We start from the raw sequence: 14,579 nt of genomic DNA, 5'->3' as shown, positions 1-14,579 counted from the left end.
TCAATCTTATGTTCCTAACTGCAATTGATTCTTTACTAATTTGAAATAACTTCCTTTTAAGGCAACTAACTCATCATGTGTTCCTAGTTCGATTATTTTTCCTTTTTCTAAAACTACTATTTGATCTGCATTCATCACAGTACTTAAGCGATGAGCAATTACAACAACAGTTTTGTTTTTGAAAAAGATGTCTAATTTCTTCATGATTTCTTTTTCGTTATTAGCATCTAGAGCACTTGTGGCTTCATCAAAAAACAGCATTTCTGGATTTTTATAAACTGCTCTTGCTATTAACAAACGTTGCTTTTGTCCTGTGCTCATTCCAACTCCTTCAGAACCAATTTTTGTGTTATATCTTAATGGATAATCTTCGATAAACTCTTTAATATTGGCCACATCAGCTGCATATTGTAATCGTTCTTTATCAATAACATCTTCACCAATAGCAATGTTATTTGCAATGGTATCATTGAATATAAATCCTTCTTGCATTACTGAACCGATATGATTTCTCCAAGCTCTTTGAGTGATGTTGTTCAATGAGGTTTTGTTTACATTAATTTCCCCTTTAATTGGTTCATAAAACTTCAATAAAAGTTTCATCAATGTTGTTTTTCCACTTCCACTTGTACCAACAATGGCTGTGATTTTATTAGCTGGAATAGTCAAATTCAAATCCTCTAGAACATGAATATCTGAACCAACATATCGAAAAGATAAATTTTTTATATTTATATCTGCATCTTTGGGGATTTCTTTAGTTTTTTCTTCATCATTTTGGGTTTCATCTTCTTTATCATGAATTTCGGATAAACGTGCTAATGATATTTTGGCATCTTGTAATTCACGAATAAATCCAATTAATTGCACAATTGGTCCGTTTAAATTTCCAACAATACTTGTAATAGCCATCATCATTCCTAAAGTTATTTGACCGTCAATTACTAATTTGGCTGATAAGAAAATGATGATGATATTTTTTAATTCATTGATGAAATTAGAACCAATACTTTGTGTTTGTTCCAAAACCAAACTTTTCATAGAAACTTTAAAAAGTCTGGCTTGAATGTATTCCCAACCCCAACGCTTTTGTTTTTCGGCATTGTGTAATTTAATTTCTTGCATTCCATTGATTAATTCAATGACTTTACTTTGTTCTTGACTGACTTCTGAAAATCTTTTGTAATCTAGTTTTTCTCTTTTTTTTAGGAATAATGTTACCCATAAAAAGTATAAAATACTTCCAATAAAGAATACAACAAAAATGGATAAATTATAATACGCTAAAACAGCTCCCATAATTATCATGTTAATAAAAGAGAACAAAACACTTAATGAAGAAGTAGTTAAAATTCGTTCTATTCGATGATGATCGTTGATCCGTTGCATAATATCTCCAGTCATTCTTACATCAAAATAGGAGATAGGCAAATTCATTAATTTGATGAAAAAATCGGAAATTAAAGATATATTTATTCGAGTGGAAAGATGAAGAATTATCCAACTTCTAATTAATTCTAAAGCTGTTTTTCCGAAGAATAAAAATAATTGAGCTATTAAAACCAAGTAAACAAAATGAATGTTTTGATTTTGAATTCCAACATCCACAACACTTTGTGTTAAAAACGGAAAAATTAATTGCAATAAACTACCTGCAAAAAGTCCAATTATTAATTGAACAATGAACGATTTGTATCTTAAAACATATTTGGAAAGCAAGCTGAAGCCGAAAATTTTTTTGTCTTCTTTGTCATCATTTTCTTTTTCATAAAAATTTGGTGTTGGTTCTAGTAATAAAACAATTCCTTCTTTTGTAGTTTCGTCTGCATTATTTCCTATCCAAAATTTAATGAATTCTTTTTTAGTGTATTCTAATAATCCATGAGCTGGATCAGAAACATAGTATGTCTTGGAAGATTGAAGTTGGAAGTTGGAAGATTTTTTGGCGCTTCTAACTCCCAGCTTCCTACTTCTAACTTTATAAAGCACTACATAATGATTGTTATTCCAATGCAAAATACACGGCAAGGGAGCTTCTAATAAATCATTTACACATAATTTCACACCTAAACTTCTAAACCCAATATTTTCTGCAGCATCACTTAAAGTCAATAAATTACTTCCTTCACGTGTGGTTTCTGATAACTCTCGTAAGGTTTGGATATTAAGTACTCGACCGTAATGTTTGGCTATTATCTTTAAACAGGTTGGGCCGCAGTCTTTGGATTCGGTTTGGGTGTAATGGGGAAAAGTAGTTATCATTGATTACTTAAATAGAATTGAGTTTTATAATATCTATACAAATGGTCATAAATAATTAACTCATATTCACGTTGTCTTGAAGTATATTGTCGATTTATCATCATATGAATTTGACTATTTAAATAAGAAAAAAGATTTATGTCTAAATTTTCTATTAAGTTTAAAATAGTATCTTTTATTTTATTTGCCTTGAAATCAATTATTTCAAAAAAAGAATGAAATTCGTCTTTATTTTTTCTTTCAATAAACAATTCAATTTCATTTGAAAGTTCTCTATAATGCTTGTCTAATTCTTTTTTTAAATATTTATCTGCGTTAAATTCTTCTTTAAAAGAAAGTTGTATTGAATTTAATAAATTTAATTTTTCAATCTTTGATAGTTCAAAGAGATTTAAAAAATTATCAATAGACACGAAACTAAAAAGCATTGGAGTAGAGGTGTTTGAGAAAGAATTTTCAAGTTGTAAATAATCCAAAATCAAAGCACTATCTGCTTCAAAAACAGTTTCAGTTAGCTTGTACGTAGAAGCTCCATAACGTTCTAATTCCCTAACATAGGTATCGGTTTGAATTTTCCATATTAGATTTTGGTTTTGCAATACATTAAATGTTTCATTAAGTATTTGTATTACTTCATTTAGATTTGAATTTTCGGACAATAAGAAACGTAGTCTAATATGTGCTTCAGGGTCATTGTATCGAATAAAAAACCATTTTTCGATACAATTATTTTCTTTTAAAAAATTAATCTTTTCAAACAAATAGTCTCTTAAAATAATATTAGAAGTTTTTACACCACAATAAATTTTAAAGTACAACCATTTACTTCCAACAATAAACTCTCTTTGGGTATTAATTGGCATAAAATGAAATTATAAATTGATTTACAAAATGATCCTCATTTTCATTTTTTACTATTGAATTTTCAACAAATAGAAACTCTTCTAATGTTATCTTTTTTTTACTTTTTAATGTCTTTATTAGCAATTTAAAACAAACTTCTATTTCCAAGTCTAATAATAGGGTATTGTCACCATCAACCATATTTACATACTTTGGAATTTGCTTCTCGCTTCTCCATTCTTCAAATTCATGGAAAGTCAAATTGGTTTTAAAATCGTTTTCAATAATTAACCATTTGGCTTTTGATAAAATAACATCTTGATACATCATTCTTGGAAAGTAAGTGTAATGATTTTTTAAAACCCCCCAGTCAAATTTGTGTACTGGATTTACTTTTTGCCCTTGCAAATCAGAAAGAAATTGATAGATAGGTAAAGCATTACTGCTATAATTATGAGCATTAGAGAGGCATGGAATTATTTCTTTATTAAGTTTTTTTGATCTTAAAAAAACAGTATTATTCTTAACACAAACCATCAAATCATCTAATTCAATTTGTTGTGCTTTTGGAAGAGAACTATTGGCTAAATATGGAATTTCATAAGTTCTTAAAACAGGTCTTCTCAATATATTTCCTGTTCTTGATTCTGGAATATGGGCTATTTCAGCTAAAACAGATTCTTTACAAAAAACAGTCTCTTTTTCTACAATTTCTTTTGCCAACTTGTTTATTTCTTGACTACCGTTGCAAAATCTTCCAATAAGTTTTGCAGCACTAAAATTTCCTAAAGAATCTAAAACTATTTTTTCACCATCACCATCAGCTACAATTTCTATTAAGGCTGAAAATGTTGCAGGAAGATTACGATTTTTAGATGGAACATTTTTAAAATCTTGCTCTTTTAGAGTTATAAAAGACTCTTTATTTATAATGCAATTTTGTATTTTTTTTTCTAAATAATAATCGTTTTCAGTCCAATATTCTTTGGTTTCTGAAGAATTATTTTTATAAATATTAAATTTATCTAAAATTGGATTGGAATCATTCATGCCCGAATTTTGCAAATAACCAATTCCTGTTTCGGTATCTAAAACTATAGCCAAAGGCATTTCTTTGCTTTCATATCTTTTTTGAAAAGCGTTTTTAAAATTTTCTAAATTTTGACTCGAATATGCATCTTGAATGTTTCCCAAAAAAGAAATTGCTCTAGAAAGTTTATCTGTGATATTTTTATTTAAACTATTTTCAATGGTTTGATTATATAAATCGGTTTGAAGCAAGTATTTTTCTTCAAAATCAACATTTAATTCTTTTATTTTTTTGTGAATAAAATGAAGGTTTGATGTATTAAAATCTAAGGGTTGGTTTAGCGAATTTATGAATGTTATAATTTCTTTTACAGCATTATATTCTTTGGTAATACCTTTACAAGATTTTAGAATTTCTAATACACGAGCTGTTTCATTACTTCCAGTAATTGTTGCTTCTAAATTGCTTACTAAAATTTGATTTTCAATAAGTTCCTTTATGAATTCTGAGGCTTCTTCTCTTTCAGATTCCGAATCAATTATCAAATTGCTTAATTCCTCAATTTTCAATCCCTTTTTGGCTTTATCAACTATGATTTCTAAAAAATAATTTTTTCGAAAAGAAGATATGCAATAGGTTCTTCTTTGATCTAAATAGTAATATTCAACATACCTGTAGTAATCGCCAACGCTATATAAAGTGGTATTTGGTTTATATAGCAACTGTTTTTGCAAACCTTCATTTTTACTAAATTTTTGCAACAGAGCCATCCAAAATTGCATGTCAAATTGGGTATGTGCATTTTGTTTTTCTTGCAATATAACGTTTGTTTTTTCGGCAATATTTCCTGTACTGCATGCAGCAAATAAACCAAAAGGAGTAGCTCTAGATGACATGCGAGCTATATATTTTAATAAAGAAAGTTCTAAGTTAGAAGCTTTTTCTTTTGAATAAATATTTGGATTTTGATTGTGTTTTTCAACTTCTTGAATTAGTTCAGGTGAAGCAAGTTTGATGGCATTTTTTACAGAAGCCATTTCAACCGTTTCAAAAAGTAATGATGTACTATATTTTTTTAATAAATTGGTGTAAAAGGAAACAGGGAAAGTTGCAGTTCTTAAAATGTAAGTATTGAAAGTAGAAAAATTTTGCATTTTTTTAATCTATCGTTGGTATCTTTATGTAACTATCATTAAACCATTGAATTTCTAGAGGCTCATTAGCGTCTAATATACTTTCATCACTTACGTCTTTTCCAGTGCCATAATTAATCTGATCTTCTTTATTGAAATTAACACTTACAAACAGAATTATTTTACTTCCTTTAATTATTTTTTTACTGATAAAGTCGGTATTGTAAGTACTTATTGGTAATATTTGTTTTTCATTTGGGGTAAGTAATTTTCTTTCATAACTATTATGTAAATAACTTGCTCTACCTTTAAAACTTGATAAATTAAATAAATCACCTGTTGGCTCTATTTGCATCATATTTAAATTAAAATCAAAATCTTTTTTGTTTATAATAACTTTTATTTCACCTTCAAAAGAACCACTTATAATTACATCTTTTTCTAATTCTTCTGAAATAAAAACTAAAGTGTTTTTTGAAATATAAGTGCTATCTTTTTCAGAATAATGATAATAATCATTATTACTTTCTCTATTTTTAAAATCTATAATTTGATTGTTACTTTCAATGGTATTGGGTTTTGTAAAAACAGATTCGTTATTGATATTATTTTTTAAATAGAATTTGATTGAATTATTTGAGGTTTTATCAATACTTTCTACATGTTTCCATTTATTTGTATCCATAATTTGAAAGTTAATTTTGTCTTTTAATAATTTTGGTTTGGATTTGTTTTTCAAAATATGATCAAACCATTCATAAGATATATCTAACATGCTTATCCTTGCTACACTATCAAGAGTGTAACCATAAAGAGTGTTTTGAGTTTGGGTTTGAGCTGTTGAATGATTAAATGGTCCTATTACTAAGTAATGATTTGGATTTCTGTGATATTTAAAATGTTCTCTTAAATAATACAGTGCCCCTTTTTGATCAATATCATAATATCCTGTTATAGTTAAAATTGGAATATTTATTTTACTATAATCTTCTTTAAAAGGAATCATACTTTTCCAATAATTATCATAACTTGGATGATCTAACCATTTTTGGAAAATGATACTTTTTTTTCCACTAATAGAATCTAAATCTCTAAATTTTTTTCCACTTTGAAACCATTTTTCATTTACATTATTCCATTTGTTAAAATCAAAAAAATCACTTCTATCAGTCAAATTATTGTTTGTAACATAATTTATCCATTGTAAAGAATATGACATAAAAACATTATTACACATTGGAAAATCAATTGCTCCAATACCAACAGCAACTTGAGGTACAATAGTTTTTAGTGCAGGGTGCATTTTTTTTGTAGTTGCCCATTGACTAAATCCAGAATAACTTCCACCTAACATTCCTATTTTTCCATTACACCATTTTTGTTTGCTTATCCAATCAATTATTTCAAATAAATCTTCAGCTTCATTTTCAAATGGATTGTTTTCATCTAAGTTATTTCTCTTACCTCTTGGATTAAAAACTACACCTATATAATTGTTTATAGCTGCTCTTTTTGCTACCAAAGTATCATTATAACCTGCGTATATGTTATTCGTTAAAATTACAGGAAGTTTACTTTTAGATTTTTTTTTTGTTATAATTGTGGCTGTTAATATTATATCATTATTTAATTTTACATCTCTTGTCTCAATTTTAAATTTAGCTTTATTTAAAATTTTATATTTATTTAAAATTTCATTACCAATAAGTAAATTGATTTTGTAATTTTGATAAATTTTTATCAAATTAAAGGCCTGATTATATGAAAGAGTATCTGAATTTATATTTGAAATAAAATCATTAAATTGAATTTTAATTTTTTCAGGTTTAATTAGTAGTTTATCCAGTTTAATAAAATCATTATCTGAGAGATTTGCAAAGCTTTTACTAATAATTTTTTTTGAAATATGGTTAAAAGTGTTATTTTTTTTAATTGATGATAATTTAATATTAGAATAAATTTCTACAAGAAAAAAAAGTTGTTTTTCCCACTCTTCCTTTGACAGGGTTCTTCTATATAATTTTATATCTTTTTCTATATAACTGTAATTATCCAAAACTAAATTAAAATAGATTCTTTTTTCTATTGAATCTAACTTGTTACTGCTTTGAAAGTCTTTTAATAATGACTCTGTTAAAATAATTATTTGCTGATCTAAAATAACAGAGTCATTAAGTTTTTTTTTATCTATAAGATAGTTTTGTGCATTAGATTTTACAAAACATAAAAATAAAAAGAATGACAAATAAAAAATATTTTTACACATTAGTTTTAACATAATTTTTTTTAATTTTTCTATTTTCATTCTTTTTTAATAAATATTACCCAACAGTTTGTAATGTTCTATAAATAGTATTACCAGTTGTTTTAGGATCATCACCTCCATTTTCACTACCACCTTTAATTGTTTTCATGTTTTTTAATTTAGCTACTTCAAATTTTTCTAAAGTAAACTTTTTGTTTTCATTTTTTGTTTTCATTTTATTTATTTATTAAAATTAATTTTCCAAATTTAATTTTAAGTTTTATTTCTCTCTAATTTTTCCTTGATGTGTTACACGGTATTCAGGAATATCGTGTAAATAATTTATTAAAATACTGATAATAAATATTTTATATTTTGTTGATTTCCTTTATGAAATAGGAAGGTTTAATGCCTGTTCGCTTAAAAAAGGCTTTAGAAAACGATTCTCCAGCATTAAATCCGGCTTCTTCGGCTATGCCACTGATGGTGTATTTACGTAAATTTTTATTGGTTTTTAATTCTTGTACAATATGATCTATTCTTAAATCGTTGATATAATGAGTAAACGATTTTTGAAAAGTATGGTTAATAATACCCGACAAATATTTGGTATTGGTATTAAAATCTTGTGCCAAAGATTGTACAGAAATAGCAGCGTTTAAATAGCGTTTTTCTTTTTCAAAATTTTTTAATTTTGTTTTAATATCCAAAACAATTTCAGCTGCTATATCCAAAGTTTTTTTAGATTCTTTTAAAGTATTGTCTAAAACAATTAAACGTTCGACTGCTGCCGAATTAGTTGTCAATAGCTGATCAAAAAGCTGTTTAAACTTTTTCTTTTGTTGCACTTGTTTAATACCAAAAGCCACAGTGCTCAAAAATCCTAAAACCAAAAGTCCTATTATGCCATAATTTACTTTTTTGTCCTCTTGTAATGTATTAATAATGCTTTCTTTTTCTTGCACTAAATGGGGAATATCATAGTCTTTATGAATTTTTCGGTTTAGTAATTTATAGTTTTTTTGAAAAGAACTATCTATAGACATTAAAGTATTGATATAATAGAGTTGTTTTTCTTTATTACCCGTTTTTTTATAATAATCAATTAAAAAACGATACCCGTCTGTGAACTCCGGAGTTATTTTATTTAATTTTTGGTAAATTGAATCTACTTTACGATAATTTTCTAAAGCTTTAGAGTAATTATTTAGTCCTTTATATGCTTCCCCATAATAAAAATAGCATGATAAAATATTAAGATCAATATTTTTATACTTTTTTAGTTTAGGTAAAGCAATGTCTATACTATCAATTGTTGCTTGATATTTTTTTTCATGTAATTTATTAGCACCTTCATTAACAACAAATAAATATTTCATTTCATCATATTTATACTTTGTCGACTCGTAATAACCTATTTTATTATAATAAGAAGCGGAATCAGTTTTATTCAAAGAAAAATAAGCATCTGCAATGCCAAAAATTATTGAAAGATTATATTCTCTGTAATTTTCTCCAGTATTTTTTTTCTTGTCAAAATAATTATAACTTTCTATATATAAATTTAACGCCTCCCTGTAATCTCCTAAATATTCTGATTTTATAATACCTATATTGTTTTTTGTATCATAAAAAAAATCTAAATTATTATATTTAAGAGCAGCTTTTTCAGAAAGCAAAAGATTTTCAACAGCATCTGAATAGTTACTATTTTCAACATCTTTAACAGATTTTCTAGTATAGGCAAGCATTGGATATTTATCACTTTTTCTATTTTTAGTTAAATTGATAATGCTATCGCAATAGATGTAATACGTTTTATCATCTGAGAAATAAGTGTGATAATAGTATCCTGTTGCAATCTCTTCTATATTTTTTTCTCTCTTTGCTTTTTTTAAGTATTGTTTTGCAAAGTATACTATTCTTTTTTTATTTAATTTATTATTATTTACGGAATCTCTAAGTTGTTTATAACTCATCATCTCTAACTCTTTTTGCGTTTGAGCTGTCAAAAAAGAACTAAAAAGAATAAAAAAACATGTAAATACAAATCGGTTAAGAAACATTTTACTCATAAATTGTTAAGTATTTGGCTAAAATAGTACTTTTAGTTTAAAAAAGCATAAAATTTTTTTTAAATACTAAAACCATTATTATCAGATAAATAAGTAGTTTTTTAACACGACATTCCCGAATTACGACACGAAATTCAGGAATGACGTGTTACTTTATTTGCACAAACAAATAAACACTGCTACTTTTGAAATGTAGAACTGAAATAAAAAGTTTGTTTCACTTCATCTTTAAAAAAAAGAGAAGCATTAAATAGAAAATGAATTAACAAAAAAAGGTTTTGTTTTTACAAAAAAATAGTGGCCACTATTAAAAAAGGAAGTTTAAGCTAATGTTAGCCTTTTTAAAAAACAAAGAGCATAAAGTTATCGATAACTTAATATAATGAAACATTATAACAAGGAAAGGTTGGCTTTGTTGTAGTGTAAGAGAGAACCAACCCTAAAAAAAAACAGCCACTTAGTATAATGTTTTGACGGACATAAAAAGTGACTGTAAGTAATTTTAAAATACAAATATAATGAAAAAATTAGTTTTTGGCTTAATTGCCACGGTAATGTTTAGCTTTAGTGGATTTGCTAACAACAATTTAGAAGAAACATCAAAAATCAATGTTCAAGGATTTGAATCTTCATTTTATGAATCAAATTTAACAAGTGATTTAACTTTTGATGTTGTTACAAATTATAATTTATTTGACGCTACTCTTTGTGACGTTACAGTAACTGTTAGTGTTGGTTATGGTGCAACATTTGCAAGTATGACAGTAACTGCAAAAGATATTGACTGCAGCAAATTAATAGCAGAAGCAAAAAAATTAAAAGCACAATTAACTGCGGCTATTGAGGGTTAAACAATAATAATAACACCTACACAATCAGAGAGTAGGTGTTATTTAAAATTTATTTTATGAAATCAAAATTAACTATATCGTTCTTTTTTTTATGTATTTTTAGTATTAATTATGCTCAAAATCTTAATGAATCAAATATTTACTTACAATATGATATGTATTTAAATTTTCATAGTTCTATTAAATATTCAGCAGAGTTAATTTCAAATTCAAAGCAATCATTATATAAATATAAGCTTAGTGAAGATGAGTTAACATACAGAGAAGAAAATATTGATACCGAATCTAAAATTGATATCACAATTATTGATAGTGCAACTAGTTATGTATATTTTGATAATATTGAAAAATTAATGACAGAAAACAGAAAGTCAATTTATTCAAAACAAACGTATTTCATTAAAGATTCTATTCTGAATATTAATTGGAATTTATTGGAAGAATCAAAATTAATTAATGACATGTTATGCAAAAAGGCAATTTGTAATTTTAAAGGAAGAAATTATACAGCATGGTATTGCCCCACTATTCCTATAAGTAATGGTCCATGGAAGTTAATTGGTTTGCCAGGATTAATATTTGAGGCCATTGATGAGGAAAATCAAGTTGCTTTCTATTTAAAGAAATTAGTAATTCCTTGTAAAGAAATTATAAATAATGATATTTTAAAAGAAAAGAAATATTTAACTGAAGGTGAATTTATAATTCTACAAGAAAAAGAGAAAGAGGAATTTCAATCAAAAATGGCAACAAAATTTGGGAGAGGAACTAGTGTTAAAATTGATTACAAAGTAGATGGGATTGAAAAATAATATTAATTAAAAAATTAAAAATATGAAAACATTAATTTATGTAGTATCTGTTATGTTTTTTTCAAATTATAGCAATGCTAAAAGTTTTGATATTGAGGAAATAAATCCTCAAGTTGTAAAAGTTGTAAAAACCAAAGACATATGCACAATTACATATACAGTTCGTGAAACATCTAATGGAGTTACAACAACAAATGAGTATACATTAACAGCAGAAACTTGTGAAGAAGTTGAAGCATCTGCAATTGATGCGGGCATAATAAAATCAAAAAAAAATGCTCAATAAACCTTAGATTCTAATTACAAATAAGAAAATTTTTTTCATTTTTCTAATAGCTTTTATGAAGAATAAGTCTCATATTTTCATTTATTTGAGACTTATTTTCATTTATAAGGCATCTTTAAACTAATAATAAAAAAAAAGACTATCCCAAACTCAGACTAATTTCATTATTTTCCTTTTTATTCTGAAACTACAAAATAAACATAAGTAGTAATGAATAGACATAGTTAGTCTTATAGGATTTTTTTTATTACGATTACTACTTTGTCGATAGTAAAAAAAGATTATTTTTTTCTTTAGTACAAGTTAAGGTTAGTAATTTATTTTAATGAAAATTTCTTTTTAACAAGCAAATATTTATATATAATGAAAGTAATAATAAATTTAATGCAAATTTCAATCTTGATTTTGTTGTTTTGTTTTAAAACTTATTCCCAACCCACTATTTCAGGCATTATTAGAGACACTAATAATGAAACCATTCCTTATATTAATGTGGTTTTAAAACCTCAAAACGGCAGTTCTATTGAAGCCTATTGCTATGCAAATGAAAAAGGTAATTACAAATTAAAAACAACAAAAAGGGGTAATTTTATATTAACTTTTTCAAGTCTTTCATATAAAACAAATTCTATTAATGTTGAAATAAATGAAGACACCAAAGAAATTACAATAGATATAATATTAGAAAATGAAATAAAAATATTAAACGAAATAATTGTGAGTGCAAATCGTCCTATCACAATAAAAAACGACACCATAATATTCAATGGAGATTCCTTCAGACAAGGTAACGAGCAAACGGTTGAAGATTTACTCAAAAAAATACCAGGTCTAAGTATTGATGCAAATGGAACTATAAAAGTAGGCAACCAAGAAATTGAAAAGGTAATGGTTGATGGTGATGACATGTTTGAAAAAGGCTATAAAATATTAACTAAAAATATGCCCGCCAATCCTATTGATAATGTAGAATTGTATCAAAATTATTCCAATAACAAACATCTAAAAGGTATTGAAAATAGCGAAAAAGTGGCTTTAAATCTAACCTTAAAAGAAGACGCAAAGCGTGTTTGGTTTGGCAATATGCAAGTAGGTTATGGACTAAATTCTGAAAATAGATATGAAGTTAGAAGTAACTTAATGAATTTTGGTAAGAAAAATAAATATTATTTTCTGACTAATCTTAATAATATTGGTATTGATGCCGTAGGTGATATCAACCATTTAATAAGACCTTATCGTTTTGATGAAGCAGGAAGTATAGGCGATGACCAAAGTGTAAATTCATTATTAGGTTTAGGTTTTGATACTCCTAATTTAAAACAAAAAAGAGTTAATCTCAACAATGCAGAAATGCTATCATTAAATAGTATTTTTACTTTATCAGAAAAAGTAAAACTCAAAACTCTTGGCTTTTTAAATACCGATGAGATTGATTTTTATAGAAATGGTTTTCAAACTTTCAGTGTTGGAAATACAACATTTACTAATACCGAAGATTTTGTAGGTAGAAAAAAACAACTGACAGGTTTTGGAAAAGTAGATGTAACCTATGATGTTTCAAAAACCAAAACTATTGAATATACTGGAAAATTTAATAAAACCAAAGAGAAAAATAGAAGTGATTTGTTTTTTAATAATGACTTATTAAACGAAAGATTAAACACTAATAATCAACTATTTGACCAAAAATTGGTTTATACCAATAAATTTAAAAACAATAAAGTTTTCTTGCTTTCAGGAAGATACATAGGCGAAAAAACGCCACAAAATTATGCAGTAAATCAATTTATTTTTAGTGATTTGTTTTCAGAAGATGCTAATAATACGAAACAATTTAGCGAAAACAAAATGCAATTTGCAGGTTTTGAAGGTCATTTATTAGACAAAAAAGAAAATGGCGATTTGTTGGAACTAAAAATCGGTAATCAATTACGAATTGATAATTTAGATACTCGATTTGAATTATTACAAAATGAAAACAATCTTGCTTTTCAGAATGGCTATCAAAACAATTTAACATACTCAACAAACGATATGTATTTATCAGCTAAATATCGTTTTAAACTAAAGAATTTTACTTTATTAACCCAAGCAGATTTTCATCAATTATTCAATCAATTAGAAAATTTTGATATCAAATCAAATCAAAATCCGTTTTTTGTGATGCCAAAAATTGGCTTAGATTGGAAAATTAACGATAAAAACAAAATCCTTACTTCTTATTCTTATAACGCTACAAATGCTAGTGTTTTAGATGTGTATTCGGGTTTTGTACAAACTAGTTTTCGCTCATTTTCAAAAGGGTTAGAACAATTTAATCAATTAAATTTATCAAGTGCTATTTTAAATTATACTTATGGCAGTTGGGGCGACAAGTTTTTTGCTAATACTTTTGTCTTGTATTCCAAAAACAATGATTTTTTTAGCACTAATTCCATTATTGCTCAAAATTATTCACAATCTGAAAAAATAATGATTAAAAATCGTGAGTTTTTATCCATTTCATCAAACATTGATAGGTATTTTAAACCCATCAAATCAAATTTAAAATTCAATTTAGGAGCAACCAAAACCAATTATAAGAACATCGTAAACAATTCAAATTTAAGAGAAGTTAAAAGCTTTAATGCAGATTATGGTTTTGAATTGCGTTCAGGTTTTAGAGGTTTTTTCAATTATCATATTGGCTCAAAATGGAAATACAGCAAAGTTGAAACAACTATTATAAATAGTTTCACAGACAATATGAGTTTTTTAGATTTATCATTTATGTTTAATGATAAATTTAATATACAAATACAATCAGAACGTTATTTTTTCGGAAATTTAGACAAAGACAACAACAAATATTATTTCTTAGACGTAGAAGCTCGTTATGTGGTAAAAGAAAACAAACTAACTTTTTTCTTGTCAGGTAATAATCTTTTTAATGTAGAAACATTTAAAAATTATAGTATTTCCGACATCAACATTTCACAAACCGAATATAGATTAATGCCAAGATATGTGCTTTTAAAAATGGAATATAGGTTTTAAACA

General features: G+C 26.1%; 10 protein-coding genes. 4 read left to right on the top strand and 6 right to left on the bottom strand.

Annotated features, from left to right (window positions below):
* Window positions 1-6 precede the first annotated feature (6 nt).
* The 6 genes from ACTF56_RS05515 to ACTF56_RS05490 form a co-directional block, all read right to left on the bottom strand.
* The gene (locus ACTF56_RS05515; protein WP_438965938.1) at window positions 7-2,259 is read right to left on the bottom strand and encodes a peptidase domain-containing ABC transporter; all 2,253 of its coding nucleotides are present in this window, start codon (window positions 2,257-2,259) and stop codon (window positions 7-9) included.
* The gene (locus ACTF56_RS05510; protein WP_438965908.1) at window positions 2,259-3,125 is read right to left on the bottom strand and encodes a thiopeptide-type bacteriocin biosynthesis protein; all 867 of its coding nucleotides are present in this window, start codon (window positions 3,123-3,125) and stop codon (window positions 2,259-2,261) included. The genes ACTF56_RS05515 and ACTF56_RS05510 overlap by 1 nt, the downstream gene beginning before the upstream one ends.
* The gene (locus tag ACTF56_RS05505) at window positions 3,115-5,289 is read right to left on the bottom strand and encodes a lantibiotic dehydratase family protein (protein WP_438965907.1); all 2,175 of its coding nucleotides are present in this window, start codon (window positions 5,287-5,289) and stop codon (window positions 3,115-3,117) included. Before ACTF56_RS05505 ends, ACTF56_RS05510 begins: the two co-directional genes overlap by 11 nt.
* Window positions 5,290-5,293: 4 nt before the next feature.
* Entirely contained in the window at window positions 5,294-7,573 is a 2,280-nt protein-coding gene (locus tag ACTF56_RS05500) for a CocE/NonD family hydrolase (RefSeq protein WP_438965906.1), read from the bottom strand.
* Between the two features lie 16 nt (window positions 7,574-7,589).
* Window positions 7,590-7,748: a hypothetical protein gene (locus ACTF56_RS05495; protein ID WP_438965905.1), complete on the bottom strand. Its 159-nt coding sequence runs from the start codon at window positions 7,746-7,748 to the stop codon at window positions 7,590-7,592.
* 133 nt (window positions 7,749-7,881) lie between these two features.
* Window positions 7,882-9,495, bottom strand: coding sequence for a helix-turn-helix domain-containing protein (locus ACTF56_RS05490; RefSeq protein ID WP_438965904.1), 1,614 nt, complete (start codon window positions 9,493-9,495; stop codon window positions 7,882-7,884).
* 611 nt (window positions 9,496-10,106) lie between these two features.
* Between ACTF56_RS05490 and ACTF56_RS05485 the strand changes: the two genes are divergently transcribed.
* The 4 genes from ACTF56_RS05485 (at window position 10,107) to ACTF56_RS05470 (ending at window position 14,576) form a co-directional block, all read left to right on the top strand.
* Complete coding sequence (locus tag ACTF56_RS05485; protein WP_438965903.1) at window positions 10,107-10,439, top strand: hypothetical protein; 333 nt, start codon at window positions 10,107-10,109, stop codon at window positions 10,437-10,439.
* Between the two features lie 56 nt (window positions 10,440-10,495).
* Window positions 10,496-11,251 (top strand): GLPGLI family protein, encoded by a 756-nt coding sequence (locus tag ACTF56_RS05480; RefSeq protein ID WP_438965902.1) that lies wholly within the window; start codon window positions 10,496-10,498, stop codon window positions 11,249-11,251.
* A gap of 22 nt (window positions 11,252-11,273) precedes the next feature.
* On the top strand, window positions 11,274-11,537 hold the full coding sequence (locus ACTF56_RS05475; RefSeq protein WP_438965901.1) for a hypothetical protein: 264 nt from the start codon (window positions 11,274-11,276) through the stop codon (window positions 11,535-11,537).
* Window positions 11,538-11,900: 363 nt separating this feature from the next.
* Window positions 11,901-14,576 carry a carboxypeptidase-like regulatory domain-containing protein gene (locus tag ACTF56_RS05470; protein ID WP_438965900.1) on the top strand — a complete coding sequence of 892 codons (2,676 nt, stop codon included), beginning with the start codon at window positions 11,901-11,903 and terminating at the stop codon, window positions 14,574-14,576.
* Window positions 14,577-14,579: the final 3 nt, after the last annotated feature.

Origin of the sequence: Flavobacterium sp. (assembly GCF_965657075.1) — a bacterium.
Lineage (GTDB): Bacteria > Bacteroidota > Bacteroidia > Flavobacteriales > Flavobacteriaceae > Flavobacterium.
Note: the sequence above shows the minus strand (reverse complement) of the source record. Positions and strands in the feature narration are given on the sequence as shown.